This is a genomic window from Glycomyces salinus, from assembly GCF_016428645.1.
Taxonomy (GTDB): domain Bacteria; phylum Actinomycetota; class Actinomycetes; order Mycobacteriales; family Micromonosporaceae; genus Glycomyces; species Glycomyces salinus.
Map to the genome: position 1 here is coordinate 75,016 of NZ_JAELXW010000014.1, position 16,820 is coordinate 91,835.

13 protein-coding genes are annotated in these 16,820 nt (G+C 70.0%); 8 read left to right on the forward strand and 5 right to left on the reverse strand.

What is annotated here, in order from left to right; genetic code table 11:
- Positions 1-95: 95 nt before the first annotated feature.
- A complete protein-coding gene (locus JFB92_RS26475) occupies positions 96-1,493 on the reverse strand; it encodes a hypothetical protein (RefSeq protein ID WP_307789030.1) in 1,398 nt (465 codons plus the stop codon).
- 78 nt (positions 1,494-1,571) lie between these two features.
- Here JFB92_RS26475 and uvrB point away from each other — a divergent pair, with 78 nt between their 5' ends.
- Together uvrB and JFB92_RS05715 are read left to right on the forward strand one after the other, a co-directional pair.
- On the forward strand, positions 1,572-3,620 hold the full coding sequence (uvrB, locus tag JFB92_RS05710; RefSeq protein WP_307789031.1) for an excinuclease ABC subunit UvrB: 2,049 nt from the start codon (positions 1,572-1,574) through the stop codon (positions 3,618-3,620).
- A 211-nt stretch (positions 3,621-3,831) separates the two neighbouring features.
- Positions 3,832-5,112: an RNA-guided endonuclease InsQ/TnpB family protein gene (locus JFB92_RS05715; protein WP_199035778.1), complete on the forward strand. Its 1,281-nt coding sequence runs from the start codon at positions 3,832-3,834 to the stop codon at positions 5,110-5,112.
- A gap of 99 nt (positions 5,113-5,211) precedes the next feature.
- On the opposite strand, the gene JFB92_RS05720 is transcribed toward JFB92_RS05715, so the two are convergent.
- Positions 5,212-5,502, reverse strand: coding sequence for an antibiotic biosynthesis monooxygenase family protein (locus JFB92_RS05720; RefSeq protein WP_199035790.1), 291 nt, complete (start codon positions 5,500-5,502; stop codon positions 5,212-5,214).
- Between the two features lie 268 nt (positions 5,503-5,770).
- Between JFB92_RS05720 and JFB92_RS05725 the strand changes: the two genes are divergently transcribed.
- Positions 5,771-6,808 carry a TerC/Alx family metal homeostasis membrane protein gene (locus JFB92_RS05725; protein WP_199035802.1) on the forward strand — a complete coding sequence of 346 codons (1,038 nt, stop codon included), beginning with the start codon at positions 5,771-5,773 and terminating at the stop codon, positions 6,806-6,808.
- Here JFB92_RS05725 and JFB92_RS26035 read toward each other — a convergent pair.
- Positions 6,771-7,715: a C40 family peptidase gene (locus JFB92_RS26035; RefSeq protein ID WP_199035805.1), complete on the reverse strand. Its 945-nt coding sequence runs from the start codon at positions 7,713-7,715 to the stop codon at positions 6,771-6,773. The genes JFB92_RS05725 and JFB92_RS26035 overlap by 38 nt on opposite strands.
- Before the next feature lie 222 nt (positions 7,716-7,937).
- On the opposite strand from JFB92_RS26035, the gene bioB reads away from it, so the two are divergent.
- On the forward strand, positions 7,938-9,005 hold the full coding sequence (bioB, locus tag JFB92_RS05735) for a biotin synthase BioB (RefSeq protein ID WP_199035807.1): 1,068 nt from the start codon (positions 7,938-7,940) through the stop codon (positions 9,003-9,005).
- Positions 9,006-9,018: 13 nt separating this feature from the next.
- Here the strand turns inward: bioB and JFB92_RS05740 are convergent, their stop codons facing one another.
- A complete protein-coding gene (locus tag JFB92_RS05740) occupies positions 9,019-10,242 on the reverse strand; it encodes a glycoside hydrolase family 64 protein (protein WP_199035808.1) in 1,224 nt (407 codons plus the stop codon).
- 112 nt (positions 10,243-10,354) lie between these two features.
- Positions 10,355-11,386, reverse strand: coding sequence for a LacI family DNA-binding transcriptional regulator (locus tag JFB92_RS05745; protein ID WP_199035811.1), 1,032 nt, complete (start codon positions 11,384-11,386; stop codon positions 10,355-10,357).
- 272 nt (positions 11,387-11,658) lie between these two features.
- On the opposite strand from JFB92_RS05745, the gene JFB92_RS05750 reads away from it, so the two are divergent.
- The 4 genes from JFB92_RS05750 to JFB92_RS05765 are packed head-to-tail and all read left to right on the forward strand — an operon-like array spanning position 11,659 to position 16,779.
- Positions 11,659-13,965: a beta-glucosidase family protein gene (locus tag JFB92_RS05750; RefSeq protein WP_199035813.1), complete on the forward strand. Its 2,307-nt coding sequence runs from the start codon at positions 11,659-11,661 to the stop codon at positions 13,963-13,965.
- 54 nt (positions 13,966-14,019) lie between these two features.
- Positions 14,020-15,117 (forward strand): Gfo/Idh/MocA family protein, encoded by a 1,098-nt coding sequence (locus JFB92_RS26480; protein WP_199035815.1) that lies wholly within the window; start codon positions 14,020-14,022, stop codon positions 15,115-15,117.
- Between the two features lie 25 nt (positions 15,118-15,142).
- Positions 15,143-16,057, forward strand: a complete 915-nt coding sequence (locus JFB92_RS05760) for a DUF6807 domain-containing protein (protein WP_199035817.1) — start codon at positions 15,143-15,145, stop codon at positions 16,055-16,057.
- Positions 16,058-16,059: 2 nt separating this feature from the next.
- A complete protein-coding gene (locus JFB92_RS05765) occupies positions 16,060-16,779 on the forward strand; it encodes a cupin domain-containing protein (RefSeq protein WP_199035820.1) in 720 nt (239 codons plus the stop codon).
- The last annotated feature ends 41 nt before the right edge of the window (positions 16,780-16,820 follow it).

Genomic DNA, 16,820 nt, shown 5'->3' on the forward strand with positions numbered 1-16,820 from the left:
GGGCCGAGGCCAGCGGCTGGCACGCGCCGGTCTGCTTACCTGATGACCTCGACCGGCCCGGCCTCAGCGCCGGGCCGGTCGCCTTCGTGCCCGAGTCACCCGATCTTCTCGTTGATCGACCACGGGATGGCGACCATCGGGTACTCCTCGTGTTCGAGGCGCCCGCTCGCCACCCCGTAGAGGGTCATCATCTCGACCTTGACCAGGCGTCCTTCGGCGACGTGGTAGCGGAACGCCGACTGGCCCGCGGCCGCCTCGGCGTCCCCGGCGACCGGGAACTCCACCACGTAGACCGGCTCGTCGCCGCCGTCGACGCGCAGCAGCGATGCCTGCTCGGCCAGCTTGTCGGGGTCTTCCGCCTCTCGGGCGGCCATCTCCAGCATCCGGTAGACGATCGTCTCGATGGAGCCGAAGTTCTCGGTGACGTCCTCGTCGTCCAGCGCGTGCGTCTCCCAGCCCTCCTCCGGGAGCGGCTGGGGGAGTTCGTCGGAGTCGGTCGCCTGCGTGGCCAGGCCGCCGGGCCTCGCCAGCAGCAGGCGGTAGCCGTCGGTGTCAGCGATGTTGAGGTAGGCGGTCATGGTGCGCCAGTCGACGAGGCCGTGCCCGGTGGCGACCTGGTCGTTTCCGATCGGCACCTCCAGTTCGACCGTGGCCGACCGCTCCCAGTTGGCGGTGCGGACTTCGGCGAGGGTCTCGGACAGGTCCCGGTCGACCTCGGACGGCTCGATCGGGGGGCCGCCTAGCAGGTCGGCCCGCTCCAGGCCGGAGGGGTCGAACTCGATCTCGCGCAGGAAGTCGACCGAGGCCAGCTCGCCGCCGCCGGTGTTGACCTGGAAGCGGCGGATGTCGCCGGACTCGTCGAGGGTGTAGAGCGCCTCGGGGCTGGCGGCGCCGGTTCCGGAGTCGACCATGATCGGGGCCCGGAAGGTCTCGACCTGGGCGCCGTCGACCAGGCCCTCATCCCGCCAGGTGGCGTGTTCGGCCAGGTAACCGGGGTCGTCGTCGCGGCCCGCGGCCAGGGTGAACATCGAGGAGGCCAGCACGTCGAACGCCGACTGCGCGGGCGCGGCGCCCCCGGCGAGCATCCGCCGCGGGCTCCAGTCGCCCTCGGGCACGGCGACCTCGTCGAAGGCCGGGTCGTCCTCGTGGCTCGCCACCAGCCCGGGGACCGCCTGGAGCAGCTGTTGGGAGCCGTCGTCGGTGGGGACGCGGGCGTACAGGAGGGGGCCGTCCCAGACCAGGTAGCCGTCGACGGTCAGCTGCTCGCCTTCGACCGGGAGGGTCATGCGGACCGCCACGGGTTCGGAGTCGAGATTGCGGGAGCGCATCCCGGCCAGCAGTTGCGCCTCGTCCTCGGTGACCGGGCGCTCGGCGTCGGAGCGGTCGGCCCCGCAGGAGACGGCCATCCATCCGGCGGTGCCGACCAGCACGGCGATGACCAGGCCCCACATCAGGACGGATTTCCAAGTGGTTGCGGTGTTAGTGGTACTCACAGAGGGACCAACGAACGAGGGGCTGAAAAGACACCGGCGCAGGCCGGTCCTGTCGGGGGTGCGGGCTAACGTTGGCACGTGGCATTCGATATCCCGCGCGCCGAGGGGCGCTTTGAAGTCGTCAGCGAGTACGAGCCGGCCGGGGACCAGCCGACCGCCATCGCGGGCCTGACCGAGCGCGTAGAGGCCGGAGAGCGCGATGTGGTGCTGCTGGGCGCCACCGGCACCGGCAAGTCGGCCACCGCGGCGTGGCTGATCGAGAAACTCCAGCGCCCGGCCCTGGTCATGGCCCACAACAAGACCCTGGCCGCGCAGCTGGCCAAGGAGTTCCGGGAGCTGCTGCCGAACAACGCCGTCGAGTACTACGTCTCCTACTACGACTACTACCAGCCAGAAGCGTACGTGGCCCAGACCGACACCTATATCGAGAAGGACGCCTCGATCAACGAGGAGGTCGAGCGGCTGCGGCACCGCGCCACCTACTCGCTGCTGACCCGCCGCGACGTGGTCGTGGTCGCCACCGTCTCGGCCATCTACGGCCTGGCCACCCCGGCCGAGTACCTCCAGCAGGCCACCGAGGTCGCCGTGGGCCAGGAGTGGGACCGCGACAAGCTGCTGCGCCGCCTGGTCGACGTCCAGTACGCGCGCAACGACATGGCCTTCACCCGCGGCACCTTCCGGGTCCGGGGGGACACGATCGAGATCATCCCGGCCTACGAGGAGCTGGCGATCCGCATCGAGATGTTCGGCGACGAGATCGACAGGCTCTACTACCTGCACCCGATCACCGGGGACGTGATCCGGGAGGTCGACCGGGTCCTGATCTTCCCCGGCTCGCACTACGCCACCGGCGATGAGACCATGGCCAGGGCGATCGAGCGGATCGAGGCCGAGCTGGAGCAGCGGCTGAACCAGCTGGAGTCCCAGGGCAAGCTGCTCGAGGCCCAGCGGCTGCGGATGCGCACCACCTTCGACCTGGAGAACATGAAGCAGACCGGCACCTGCAACGGCATCGAGAACTACTCCAGGCACATCGACGGGCGCGAGGCCGGCGAGCCGCCGCACACGCTGCTCGACTACTTCCCGTCGGACTTCGTGACCATCCTCGACGAGTCGCACCAGACCGTCCCGCAGATCGGCGCCATGTCCGAGGGCGACGCCTCCCGCAAGCGCAACCTGGTCGATCACGGTTTCCGGCTGCCGAGCGCCCAGGACAACCGGCCGCTGCGCTTCGACGAGTTCCGCGAGCGCGTCGGCCAGACGGTGTACCTGTCGGCCACGCCCGCCGCCTGGGAGCTGCGGCAGGCCGGCGGCGAGTTCGTCGAGCAGGTCATCCGGCCGACCGGCCTGGTGGACCCGCAGGTCGAGGTCCGCCCCACCAAGGGCCAGATCGACGACCTGATGCACGAGATCGGCGAGCGCGCCTCCCGCAACGAGCGGGTCCTGGTCACCACGCTGACCAAGAAGATGGCCGAGGACCTGACCGACTACTTCTTGGACAACAATATCCGGGTCCAGTACCTGCACTCCGAGGTCGAGACGCTGCGGCGGGTGGAGCTGCTCGGGGAGCTGCGGCGCGGCGACTTCGACGTCCTGGTCGGCATCAACCTGCTCCGGGAGGGCCTGGACCTGCCGGAGGTGTCGCTGGTGGCGATCCTCGACGCCGACAAGGAGGGATTCCTGCGCTCGTCGACCTCGCTGATCCAGACCATCGGCCGCGCGGCCCGGAACGTCTCGGGCACGGTGCTGATGTACGCCGACGACCTGACCGACTCGATGAAGTCGGCGATCGACGAGACCGAGCGGCGCCGCGCGAAGCAGGTCGCCTACAACGCCGAGCACGGCATCGACCCGACGCCGCTGCGCAAGCGCATCGGCGACATCATGGAGGACTTGTACGACGCGGCCTCGGAGAACGAGGAACTGGTCGCCGCTCGGCGCCCCGAAGGCAGGCGCGAGAAGGGCGCGGCCAAGCTCCGCTCTGAGATCGTCCAGCAGGTCGACGAGCGCAACGAGCAGATGCTCGCCGCCGCCCGGGAGCTCAGGTTCGAACTGGCCGCGGCCTACCGCGACGAGATCTCCGACCTCAAGCGCGAGCTGCGCGAGATCGACGAGGCGGGCGCCTGAGCCCGGCGGCCCGGCCCTGGAGGAATGCCGCTCCACGCGATCATCAACAACGCGGCCGCGGCCCTCCGCGGCATCATCGAGGACTCTTCTCCGGGTCTCCCGGAGGATGCATTGGGGTCGGGGTAGAACCCGAGGCGATTGTTCGCTCGCAGCCCAGCGCCGCGGGCCTGCGAGCGAAGGGGATGTCGTACCCGGTCGGTAGGTTTTCGGGGTGCATCTGCGTTACACCTTCCGGGTCTACCCGACTGCGCCGCAGCGCGCCGCGCTGGCGCAGGTGTTCGGGTGTGTGCGGACGGTGTTCAATGACGCGGTCGCGGCCCGCCGCAAAGCCCACGCTGAGGGCCTGCCTTACCCGCCGACGGCCGTGCTGGACAAGCGGCTGATCACTGAAGCGAAGCGGACCGCCGAGCGCTCCTGGCTCGCGGAGGTCTCCACGGTCCCGTTGCAGCAGGCGCTGCGGGACTGCCATGCGGCATACCGGAACTTCTTCGACTCGTTGTCGGGGAAGCGGGCTGGGGCCAGGGTGGGGCCACCGCGTTTCAAGCGCCGCTCGCACCGGCAGGCGGCCCGGTTCACCCGCAACGGGTTCTCGCTCCGGGACAACGGCCGCCTATATGTGGCGAAAGTCGGTGAGCTGCGCCTCGCCTGGTCGCGGGCGCTGCCATCTGAGCCGTCGAGTGTGACGGTCATCAAGACCGCGACGGGGAAGTACTTCGCGTCGTTCGTGGTCGCGGTGGACGAGGACGCCGGCAGGCTGGAGCCGCTGGCCGACCCGGAGGCGGAGACCGGGATCGACCTTGGCATCAAGGACTTCGCGGTCCTGCGAGGGGGCCGGGTGATCGAGAACCCGAGGTTCTTCCGCAAGCTGGAGCGGAAGCTGAAGAAAGCGCAGCGGGCACTGTCCCGCAAGCAGAAAGGCTCGGCGAACCGGGCGAAGGCCCGCGCCAAGGTCGCTCGGGTCCATGAGCAGGTCAGCAACCGCAGGGACGATTTCCTCCACAAGCAGGTCAAGACGATCGTTGCCGAGAACCAAAGCATCTACGTCGAAGACCTCAATGTGCAGGGCCTCGCTCGGGGCCGGGGCGCGAAGTCGATCCATGACGCCGCGCTCGGCCGGTTCCTGACGTTGCTGGAGTCGAAGGCGGCCCGTGCAGGCCGCACGTTCGCGCGCGTGGACCGGTTCTTCCCGTCCACGCGTCTGTGCTCCTCCTGCGGGTCGCTGACCGGACCGAGGGGCATGGAGGGCTTGTCGGTCCGGGAGTGGGCGTGCGGGTGCGGCGCGGTCCATGACCGCGACGGCAATGCGGAGATCAATATCCGGCGCGAAGGACAGCGCCTGGTGCGAGAACACATGGTCGCCGCCGGGCAGGCAGAGACGGTAAACGCCCGTGGACAGGACATAAGACCAGGCGTGCCTGGCGGATCTGGAAACCCCCGCGAGGGGAAGAAGCAGGAACCCAACCGTACCCGGCTCGCCTCCGCGAGCCGCTAGCCGGAAACCGCCTCCATTCAAAGGAGGCGAGGATGCCAAGCTGACGCTGGCCAAGCACCCGGGCCGCGCGGTGTCACGGTTGACTTCGTCGCTGTGCTTCTATTCGACTTCGTCGAAGTGCTCCACGTGGGGCGGCTTCGCGAAGAACGGGCCGATCGCCTCACGCCACTTGCCGAAGCGATCGGTCTGACGGAAGCCCTGGTCATGGGCCTCAACCGAGTCCCATTCGATGAGCAGGACGAAGCGGCTGGGGGTTTCGATTCCCTGGGTCATGCGGATCGACCGCAGGCCGGGGGAGACCGCGACCAGTTCCCGGGCCTGGCGGTAGGCCGCGGCGAACTCGGCTTCGCGGCCGGGAGTGACACTGATTTCAGCGACTTCGAGAACCATCGAGGGAGCCTCGCACACTGCCTTGACGCCCAGGGAAAACAGACATAGTGTCAGAGAGGGAAGTCACAAATCCGACTGATGACATCCACGCTGGGCGCGTGCATAATGGGCTCCGGCGGACCAAACTTGGTATATGGGGAGTATCCCGCAGCGTTACGCGCTGTTAGCGTCGTCGTCAATGCACGAGACCGCAATCGGTCTCCGGTGGCGCTGATCCGAAGGATCGGGAGAGACCATGTGACCCTCCAGGAAGCAGGAAGGCAACACATTGGCACTCCCAGCCTGGGTCTGGGCCCTGACCATCGCGGTGCTCTGCGCCGTGGTCGTCGTGGACCTCACGCTCGCGATCAGAAATCCCCACCGGCCCAGTATGAAGGAAGCCGCGATCTGGTCCAGCGTCTACATCGCGGCCGCATTCGTCTTCGCCGGTGCCATCTTCCTGACCCAAGGGGCCACCTTCGGCGGTGAGTTCCTGGCCGGGTTCCTCACCGAGAAGGCCCTCTCGGTCGACAACCTGTTCGTCTTCCTCCTGATCATCCAGGCGTTCCGCGTGCCCGAGGAACTCCAGTCGCGGGTGCTCCTGGTCGGCATCGTGCTCTCGATCGTCCTGCGCAGCGTGTTCATCGCCCTCGGCTCGATCCTGATCGCGAACTTCAGCTGGGTCTTCCTGATCTTCGGCGCGATCCTCATCTGGACCGCCTGGGGCCTGCTGCGCGGCAGCGGCGAGGAGGAGAGCTACGAGCCCAACCGGTTCATGCGGTGGGCCGAGCGGCGCCTGCGCGTCGCCCCGGACTACGACCACGGCCGGCTGCTCACGAGAATCGACGGCAGGCGGTTCGTCACCCCGATGATGCTGGCCATGCTCGCGATCGGCTCGACCGACATCCTGTTCGCCCTCGACTCGATCCCGGCGATCTTCGGCCTCACCCAGGAGCCGTACCTGGTGTGGACCGCCACCATCTTCGCGCTGTTCGGTCTGCGGCAGCTCTACTTCCTGCTGGCCGCCCTGCTCAAGCACCTGGCGTTCCTGGCGCTCGGCCTCTCGGCCATCCTCGGCTGGATCGGCATCAAACTGCTCATCAACGGCCTGATCGAATACGAGATCCCGGTGATCAACGACGGCGTGGCGCCGGACCTGGGCCACGTTCCGACCTGGCTCTCGCTGGGCTTCATCGCGGTCGTCCTGGCCGCGGTCGTGGTGGCGAACTGGATCATGCTCCGCCGCGAGGGCCGGACCTGGGCGGACCTGTTCGCCGACTCGTCGGAGACTAAGCAGCCCGAGCGCGCAGGCGCCGGCAGGCAGTGATCCTGCCGAGCTCGGCGTCCTTGATCGACTCGATCACGACCTTGCCGTAGACCGGCGAGGAGAAGATCACTTCGGGCACGTCGGCCTGCCCGCGCTCGGCCACGATCGCCGGGGTCCGCGTGTCGCCGCCGTGCTCGAAGAACACCAGGTCGCCGGGCAGGACCTCGTCGAAGTCGATCGGCTCGCCGGACTCCAGCAGGTCCTCGCTGAAACGCGGTACGTCGATGCCGACCTGGCGGTTGACGATCCACACCAGGCCGGGGGAGTCGATCCCGTAGGCGCTGACCCCGCCGTACAGGTACGGGATCTCCATCAGCTGCTGAGCGAGCTTGACCGCGTCGAGGCCGCCGGCGATGAGCGAGGTGGCGGGCGCGTCGGAATCGCTCGCGGCGCCCGGCACGCCGGCCAGGTCGCGCTGCGGCACCCAGCCGGGCTGCTGCGGCCCCGGAAGCGCCACCGGCACCCAGCCTCGGTAGCCGGCGCCGACCACCTGGATGCGGGTCCCGAGCGAGACCCCGGGAATCAGGACGTCCCCGCCGGGTTCGTCGCGCACGGCGGTGGCAGTGGCGCTGACCTGGTACTGGGCCCCCGCGCCGTCGTCCTCGGCGGAGATGGTGAGCTGGTCGGCGGGCACCCAGCCTTCGGCGTCCTGGTCTTCGCAGACGACCTCGGCCCACCCGTCCTCGAGCCTCCGCACCTCGACCTCGGTCCCCAGCAGGACCTGGGTTCTGATCCGGCCCTTGAGGCCGTGCGCGCGAATGTCGCTGGTGAGTCTGGCGACCCAGTCCCGGATGGCCGACGGGACGCCCAGCGCCAGCCTGTCGTCGGGCCCGGGGGCCGTGGGCGAGGTCCACAGGGTGGCGACTGCCACGGCGATCAACGCCGGCTGTCCAGGTGCGATCGGCACGGTTGATTCTCTCCGAAGTCTTTTCGGCGGTTTAGTGTTTTTTGTCGCGCGCAGGGGGATCGACCACCGGCTAGCGCGTTGCAGCAGCACCGACTCCCCAATGTACCAAGAGCAACCGGAACGAGACGGTGCGGCCTTGGGACGCGCTCGAGAACTCCGCTCGCGACGGGCACCGGAGTAACCGAGAAACTACTACCTCCGTCGATGTGGCAGGATCTTGCCATGCCAGCTGTGAGAGACGCCCTCGAACGCCTGTCCGCCGTTGCTGACGCGGGCCTGGACCCGGCCGCCGCCGACCTCGAAGCGGTCCTGTCCTCAGGCGACGACGAGCTGATGGACGTGGTCGCCGCCGCCGCCCGGTTCCGCTTCCGCCACTTCGGGAACAAGGTCAAGCTCAACTACCTCGTGAACCTCAAGAGCGGGCTGTGCCCCGAGGACTGCGGATACTGCTCGCAGCGGCTGGGCTCGAAGGCCGACGTGCTCAAGTACACCTGGCTCTCGCCCGAGGAGGCGGCCCGGCAGGCGGCCGCGGGCGTCTCCGGCGGCGCCAGCAGGGTGTGCCTGGTCTCCAGCGGCCGCGGACCGACCGATATGGACGTCGAGCGGGTCGGGAAGACCATCGCGGCGGTCAAGAACGCCAGCCCCGGCGTCGAGGTCTGCGCGTGCCTGGGACTGCTCGGTGGCGGCCAGGCCGACCGGCTGGCCGAGCTGGGCGCCGACGCCTACAACCACAACCTCAACACCTCCGAGGACCAGTACGCCGAGATCTGCTCGACCCATACCTTCGAGGACCGGGTCGAGACCGTCGAGTCGGCCCGGCAAGCGGGCATGTCGCCCTGCTCGGGCCTGATCGCGGGGATGGGGGAGTCCGACGCCGACCTGGTCGCGGTGGCGCTGGACCTGCGCCGGATCGGATCGGACTCGATTCCGGTGAACTTCCTGCTGCCCTTCGAGGGGACGCCGCTGGAGGGCCGCTGGGAGCTGGACCCGCGGCGGTGCCTGCGCATCCTGGCGATGGTCCGCCTGGCCAACCCGGCCGCCGAGGTCCGGATCGCCGCCGGCCGCGAGGTCCACCTGCGCCATCTCCAGGCGCTGGCCCTCCAGGTGGCGAACTCGATCTTCCTGGGCGACTACCTGACCAGCGAGGGCCAGGCCGCCAAGCAGGACCTGGAGCTGCTGGCCGACGCGGGCATGGAGCCGCTGGGACTGGCCGAGGAGCTGGAGCCGGTGCGTCAGGCGGTCAAGGTCCGCCGGCGCGGTGCGGGCACCGACCGGGCCCCGAACGCCTGACGCACGGCGGTCCTCAGCTGACGGTGACCGTCAGTCGGGAGGGGTTGCCGTCGAAGGCGGCCCCCGACTGGTCCGGCGCGCCGTCCGGGGTGACGTCGTCGTAGGGGAAGGCGTAGCCGATCGGGGAGTTCGCGTGTACGGCGCGGGCGTAGTGGTTGGTGATCGGGTCGAGGTAGAAGTCCTCGACCGGCGCGCCGTTCGGCTGGTTCGGGTGGCTGTGCACGGTGCTGCGGTTGAACGCGGCCGCCAGCCGCGCCAGCGCGCCCTTGCGCTCGTCGGTGTCGGAGGGGATGTTCGCGAACGGCCCGTGGTTGCACGTGAAGACGTCGCGCGAGACTGGCTTGGAGAAGACGGAGCCGTCGTCGAAGACCAGCTGCTCGCCCTGGACGCGCCCGGTGAGCACGCCGCGGCCGCCCTGGAGGTCCACGGTCAGGTCCTCGCTCCGGTACCGGTCCCATACCTGGTCGACGTAGGGCTCCCAGTACCCGGCGAAGGGCATGTCGGGCTGCCCGAAGTGGGGGGCCATGATGTTCTGCGGCGACATGACGCGCAGGATCCGCCCGCCGCCGTCGCGCATGACCAGTTGGTCCCACGGCTGCCCGTCGGTAGCGGCCTGCTCGGCCAGGTCGGCGGCGATGGCCTCGACCGCCTCCGCCGGTAGCGGGGCAACCCGGTGGTCGCCGTCGCCTTGGAGCCGGATGCCGATCGGCAGTGCGGTCACCAGGTCGACGTAGCTGACGTTGATGAACAGCTGGACGTCGTTGAAGGTGAACTCGCAGAACGAGACGATCTTGCCGAAGTTGGAGTCGGCCTCGTTGTGCAGCGCGGGCTCGACCAGGGCCGGGCCGGGGTTGACGTAGAAGTCGAGCTTGTCCTCGCGGACGAAGTAGATCCGCGAGCCGTACATGCGCGGCAGCTGGAGGACCACCGGTCCCGAGCCGGGCGCTCCGAGCGGGATCGCGGCGTCCACCGGCAGGGGCGTCTGGGTGCCCGGCGGCTCCTCGATGTGGTACGGGCTGCCGTCGGGCATCAGCAGCATCATGCGGTCGGTGCCGAATTCGCGGCCGGTGACGTAGGCGTTGACCGAGGGGGAGTCGGTGTCGTTGACCAGCGCCAGTTCGCAGCTGGTGGGGGCGGCCGAGGCGTCGGGCCCGGCGGCGCCGCGCCACCAGGGGTAGCTGGCGGCGACCGCGCCGGTTGCCGCCGCTGTGGTGATCAGTGCCCTGCGGGAAACCATCGATGACCTCCGTGGTCGAGAATGAAGATCATCAATACATAACATAGTTTCTTTACTATTTGAAGGGGCAATTCGGTACAGAGGCCATCACACAGGGCATTTTGGCTGGTGGCTAGCGACCGCCGTAGGGCGCGGCGGTGGATTCCCTGTCGACCATCTCGGTGGCCAGCTCCAGTCGCGGCGTTTCGACCTCGTTGCCCGAGGCCAGCTCCAGCACCGTGCGCGCGGCCAGCGCGCCCATCTCGGCCAGGGGCTGGCGCACCGTCGTCAGCGGCGGCGAGGTCCACCGGGACTCGGGCAGGTCGTCGAAGCCGACCACGCTGACGTGCTCGGGGATGCGCAGCCCGCGCTGGCGGATCGCCTCATAGGCGCCGAAGGCCATCTGGTCCGAAGAGGCGAAGATCGCCGTGGGCGCGTCGTCGAGGGCCAGCAGCTCCTTGGCCGCGTCGAAGCCGGACTGGTGGTAGAAGTCCCCGTCGTAGATCAGGGCCCCGTCGTAGGGCAGCCCGGCCGCGTCCAGGGCCGCCCGGTAGCCGTCGAAGCGGGCCCGGGAGGCCAGGACCTGCTTCGGCCCGTGGATGAAGCCGATCCGGCGGTGTCCCAGCTGGATGAGGTGCTCGGTGGCGGCCAGGCCGCCGGCCCAGTTGGTGGCCCCGATCGCCGGGGCCTCCATCGTCGGCCCGCCGGCCGGGTCGAGCACGACCATCGGGACCCGCAGGTTCCGCAGCTGCTCGAGGATGGGGGAGGCCAGGGTGGAGACGACCAGGATGACCCCGTCCGAGGCGCGAGTGCGCAGGTTGTCCAGCCACTGCTCGGTCGAGGCCCGGCGGCGGTGCACGGCCGAGACCACGGTGCCGACCCCCGCCGCGTGGCAGGCGTCCTCCACGCCGCGGATGATCTCGACCGCCCACGGGCTGTCGAGCTCGTTGAACACCAGGTCGACCAGGCGGGCGTTGCGGCCCGGCGTGCGCGTGGAGCGGCGCCGCTGGTAGCCGCGCTCGGTCAGCAGCGCCTCGACTCGCTTGCGGGTCTCGGGGGCCACATCGGAGCGTCCGTTGATGACCCGGGAGACCGTGGGCACGCTGACGCCGGCCTCGTCGGCGATGGCGCGGATGGTCACGCGCCCGTGTTCGGCTTCGGTCAAAGGTCCTCCCCGTGGTCGATACCTTCCAAGGTAGTCGCCCGCATCCTATAGCGAGGTCGCGGGCCTCTCGCGATTTGCCCGAAACTTTCGGAACCATCACCGAGCATACGTCTTCGGCAAGCGCTTAATTAGTGCGATACAAACGCTAGAAGTCCCGCGTAATCAATGCTATGGTGTGCCCACCTGCATCGAAACCTATCAAAGAAGTTTCTGAAACTATCGGCCCAGATAGCCCCCCAGGTAGCGAATCCCGGGCCCTTGAGTGGAGTGGCATGGACACCGACACCCCCGCAGTGGCGGCCGAGCGCGCGGCCGGACTGGTCAAGCAGATGACGCTGGAAGAGAAATGCGCGCAGTTGGTCGGCCTGTGGCGCGACGTCGACAGCGACGCCGGGGACATGGCGCCGAACCAGAGCGAGCAGATCACCCAGGCCACCGACACCGAGGCCATCGAGCACGGCCTCGGCCAGCTGACCCGCCCGTTCGGCACGGCCGCCGTCGACCCGGTCGAGGGCGCCGCCCGCCTCGCGGACCTCCAGCGGCGCATCCGCGGCTCGAACCGGTTCGGCATCGCGGCCCTGGTCCACGAGGAGTGCCTGACCGGTTTCATGGCACACGGCGCGACGATCTTCCCCACGGCGCTCGCCTGGGGCGCCACCTTCGATCCCGACCTGGTGCGGAAGATGGCCCGCAGCATCGGGGCGAGCATGCGCGAGGTCGGCGTCCACCAGGGACTCGCCCCGGTCCTCGACGTGGTCTCCGACTCCCGCTGGGGCCGCACCGAGGAGACCATCGGCGAGGACCCCTACCTGACCGGAACGGTCGGCACCGCCTACGTCGCCGGGATCCAGGAGGGCGGCGTCGTCGCCACTCTCAAGCACTTCGCCGGATACTCGGCCTCCCTGGCCGGGCGCAACTTCGGACCGGTCAGCATGGGCTCGCGCCAGTTCGCCGAGACCTACCTGACCCCGTTCGAGATGGCCGTGCGCGGCGGCAGGGCCGGGTCGGCCATGGCCTCCTACGCGGCCAACGACGGCGTGCCCTCCCACGCCAACGACCGCCTCCTCACCGGCGTCCTGCGCGAGGAGTGGGGCTTCGGCGGAACCCTCGTGGCCGACTACTTCGGCGTCAACTTCCTCAACTCCCTCCACGGCATCGCCGCCGACCGCTCCGAGGCAGGGCGCCTGGCCCTGGCCGCCGGCGTGGACGTCGAGCTGCCGCAGGTCGACTGCTACGGAAAACCGCTGCTCGAAGCGGTCCGCGCCGGAGTGGTCGACGAGAGCCTGGTAGACCGCGCCGCCGAGCGGGTGCTGCGCCAGAAGATCGAACTGGGCCTGCTCGACGAGCCGGCCGAGCCGCCCGCCCGCGTCGACCTCGACCCGCCCGAGGCCCGCGACCTGGCGGCCGAGGCCGCCCGCGGCTCGATCGTGCTGCTGTCCAACGACGGCGCCCTGCCACTGGCGCCCGGGCCGCGCCGCCTGGCCGTGGTCGGGCCCGTCGCCGACGACCGGGCTGTCATGCTCGGCTGCTACTCCTTCCCCAACCACCACGCCCGCAGCGAACCCGAGGGCGACCACGACCGCTACCCCTACCTCGACCTGGGGGTCGAGGTCCCCACCGTCCTCGAACGGCTCACCGCCGACCTGCCCGAGGCCGACATCGAGCACGTCGCGGCCGGGACCGTGCTCGACGCCTCCGACGCCGACATCGCGGCCGCCGCCGAGGCCGCCTCCGGGGCCGAGCTCGCCATCGTCGCCGTGGGTGACCGGCCGGGCATGTTCGGGCGCGGCACCACCGGCGAGGGCTGCGACGCCCCCTCGCACGCGCTCCCCGGACGCCAGGCCGAACTGCTCGAAGCGGTCCTGGCCACCGGAACGCCCACCGTGGTCCTGGTGATCTCCGGCCGCCCCTACGCCCTCGGCGCGTTCGCGGACCGGGCCGCCGCCGTCGTCCAGGCATTCCTGCCCGGTCAGCTCGGCGCGGTCGCCATCAGCGAGGTGCTCACCGGCTCGCGCGACCCGGAGGGCCGGCTGCCGGTGGGCGTGCCCGCCCGGCCCGACTCGCCCCCGGCCACCTACCTGTCCCCGCAGCTCGCGCGGCGCAGCGAGGTCTCCTCGGTCGACCCCACCCCGCTGTTCCACTTCGGGCACGGCCTGTCGTACACCGAGTTCTCCTGGGGAGAGCCCACCCTGCTCTCCTCGGCCGAGATCTCCCCCGACGACGTGGTCGAGGTCGCCGTGGAGGTCCGCAACACCGGCGACCGCGCCGGCGCCGAAGTCGTCCAGGTCTACCTCCACGACCCGGTGGCCTCGACGGTCCGGCCCGTGCAGCGCCTGGTCGGATTCGCCAAGCTCCGGCTCGAGGCCGGCCAGTCCGCCGAGGCCCGCTTCGCCGTGCCGCTCGACCTGGCCGCACTGGTCGGGCCGGACGGGCGCTGGACGATCGAGTCCGGCGCGCTCGAACTGCGCGTGGGCCGTTCGGCCGCGGACATCGCCGGCACCGTCTCCGTCGAGGTCACCGAGCCCCGTGTCCTGGAGCCGGGCACAAGGCGACTGGAGACCGCGACCTCTGTCGGATAGTATGCAGACAACCCCGAGAAAACGCTTACAACCCGCTCGTTCCAAGGAGTCATCGTGTCCTCCACCTACCGCCTCGCCGTCGTCGGCACCGGCGGCATCGCCGGCCTGCACGCCCAGGCTCTGCGAGACCGCCTGAGCGACCGATTCGAGATCGTCGCCGCCGTCGACCCGGACGCCGACCGCCTCGAGTCCTTCAAATCCAAGTTCGGCGTCGAACGCGGCTACGCGTCCATCGAGGAACTCCTCACCGCCGAGCAGCTCGACCTGGTGGACCTGTGCACCCCGCCCGGTCTCCACGCCGACGGCGCCGTCGCCGCCCTCGAAGCCGGAGTCGGCGCGATCTGCGAGAAGCCCCCGGCGCTGAGCCTCGCCGAGTTCGACCGGATCGCCGCCGCCTCGGCAGCCTCCGAGGGCGACTTCGCCGTCATCTCCCAGCACCGCTTCGGCTCGGCCGCCGAGCGCGTGCGCAACATGCAGGCCTCAGGAGTCCTCGGCGCGCTCGCGGTCGCCAAGTGCGACACCCTCTGGTACCGGCCCGAGGAGTACTTCGCGGTCGACTGGCGCGGCCGCTGGGAGACCGAGGGCGGCGGCCCCACCATGGGCCACGGCATCCACCAGATCGACACCCTGCTGTCCCTGGTCGGCCCCTGGGCCGAGGTGGTCGCCACCGCGCACCGGCACCGCCGGGCCACCAACACCGAGGACGTCTCGCACGCGATCGTGACCCTGGAGAACGGCGCGAGCGTCTCGATCACCAACTCGCTGCTGAGCCCCCGCGAGACCTCCCAGATCCGCCTCGACTACGACCACGCCACCGTCGAGCTGGACCACCTCTACGGATACGGCGACGGCAACTGGACCGTCACGCCCCTGGAAGATCGCATCGAAGAGGTCATGAGCGCCTGGTTCGCCAAGCCGCGCGGCGTCCCCTCCGGTCACGCCGCCCAGTTCGAAGCGGTCGCCGACGCCCTCGACTCCGGCGCCAAACCGCCGGTCAACTGCGAGGACGCCCGCCGCACGCTGGAGCTCATCACCGCCCTGTACGCCTCGGCATTCTCGGGCAAACCCGTCCGAGCCGGAGACATCGACCCCACCTCTCCCTACTATCAACGCATGGACGGGGCCGGGACCCCCTGGCCGGACCGCAAGTGACGACCCCGAAACCGGAGTGACACCGATGACGCTGCAACTCAACCAGATAGAGGACACCCAGCTCGCCGTCTCCAACGGCGAGACCGAGATCCTGCGCTACGTCTACCGGCCCGACAACGACCAGTTCGAATCGCCGCGGCCCTACTTCGAGCCCCTGCACGACCTGGCCGGCAACCAGGTCAGCCTCTACCGGCCGCACGACCACGTCTGGCACAAGGGCATCGCGCTGTCGCTGCCCAACTGCGGGCCCGAGAACTTCTGGGGCGGGCGCACCTTCCGCCGCGGCAAGGGCTACGTGGACGAGAAGAACGACGGCTCGATGGAGCACCGCGGCTTCCCGCGCATGGACTCCGACGGCCAGGGCGTGCGCGTGACCGAGGACCTCGAGTGGATCACCGAGGACAAGCGCCACTTCTTCACCGAGAAGCGCTCCTTCGCCGTCACCGTGCTGTCCGAGACGGCCTGGGCGCTCTCGTTCTCCACCTCGTTCACCAACGACACCGACGAGACCGTGGTCATGGGCAGCCCCACCACCGAGGGCCGCGAGAACGCCGGATACGGCGGCCTCTTCTGGCGCGGCCCGCGCTCGTTCACCGACGGGACCGTCTACACCGCCGAAGGCGCCGGCGGAGACGAGAAGATGGGCGTGCGCGGCGACTGGATGGCCTTCTGCGGCAAGCACGACTCCACCGACGCCGCCTCGACGCTGGTCTTCACCGACCACCCGTCGAACCCGGGCGCCCCGGTCAAATGGTTCGTCCGCTCCACGCCGTTCGCCGCCGTGTGCCCCGCCCCGTTCTTCGACACCGAACTGCCGATGGAACCGGGCCGCACGGTCACCCTGCGGCACGCCGTAGCCGTCTGCAACGGCGACATCGGCGTCGAGGGCTCCGTCAAGCACGCCGAACTGGCCGCCGCCGAGCTGGCGAAGCTGGGATAGCCATGGCCGGATTCCCCGGCGGCACCGCCGTCTCACTGGTGACCGTCTACGACTGGCCGACCGCCGACGGCCAGGCGGGCGGCTCCCCACACCTGCACACCGCCTCGACCGAGGGCTACGTCGTCACCGCCGGCACCGGCGCCGTCGAGACCCTCTCGAGCGACGGTTACCTGCGACACGACCTCGAGCGCGGCACCGTCCTGTGGTTCACCCCCGGGACGGTCCACCGGCTCATCAACGGCTCGGGCGACCTCGAAGTCGCCGTCGTGATGCAGAACGCCGGCATCCCCGAGGCCGGGGACGCCGTCTTCACCTTCCCCGAGGAGGTCCTCGACGACCCCGACGCCTACACCGCCGCCGCGACCGCACCGGCCGCCCCCGACCTGTCCGATGACGAGCGCGGCAAGGCCGCCCGCGCCCGGCGCGACCTGGCCGTGGAGGGCTACCTGAAGCTGCGCGAGCGGGTCGAGGCCGAAGGCGCCGCCGCGATGCGTCCGCTGTGGGACCGGGCCGCCCGGCTCGTCTCCGGCCGCACCGAGACCTGGCGGAAGCTGTGGGAGGCCGGCCCCAAGGCCCAGGCCGACACCACCGGCGAGCACCTGACCGCGCTCGCCGCCGCCGACTCCTCCCACCTGTGCGACGCGCACGTCTCAGACGGGGGCGGCAGCGCCCGCAAATGGGGCATGTGCGGACGCCTGGAGACCTGGGACCTGCGTCCCTGAGCCGAGGCCTGGCCGGTGGGTCAGACCCCGTTCACCGTGTC

Coding starts and splice junctions, on each gene's coding strand:
- JFB92_RS05720 (WP_199035790.1), bottom strand. CDS start 5,502: ATGGTTCTCGAAGTCGCTGAAATCAGTGTCACTCCCGGCCGCGAAGCC.
- bioB (WP_199035807.1), top strand. CDS start 7,938: ATGCCAGCTGTGAGAGACGCCCTCGAACGCCTGTCCGCCGTTGCTGAC.
- JFB92_RS05740 (WP_199035808.1), bottom strand. CDS start 10,242: ATGGTTTCCCGCAGGGCACTGATCACCACAGCGGCGGCAACCGGCGCG.
- JFB92_RS05750 (WP_199035813.1), top strand. CDS start 11,659: ATGGACACCGACACCCCCGCAGTGGCGGCCGAGCGCGCGGCCGGACTG.
- JFB92_RS05760 (WP_199035817.1), top strand. CDS start 15,143: ATGACGCTGCAACTCAACCAGATAGAGGACACCCAGCTCGCCGTCTCC.
- JFB92_RS05765 (WP_199035820.1), top strand. CDS start 16,060: ATGGCCGGATTCCCCGGCGGCACCGCCGTCTCACTGGTGACCGTCTAC.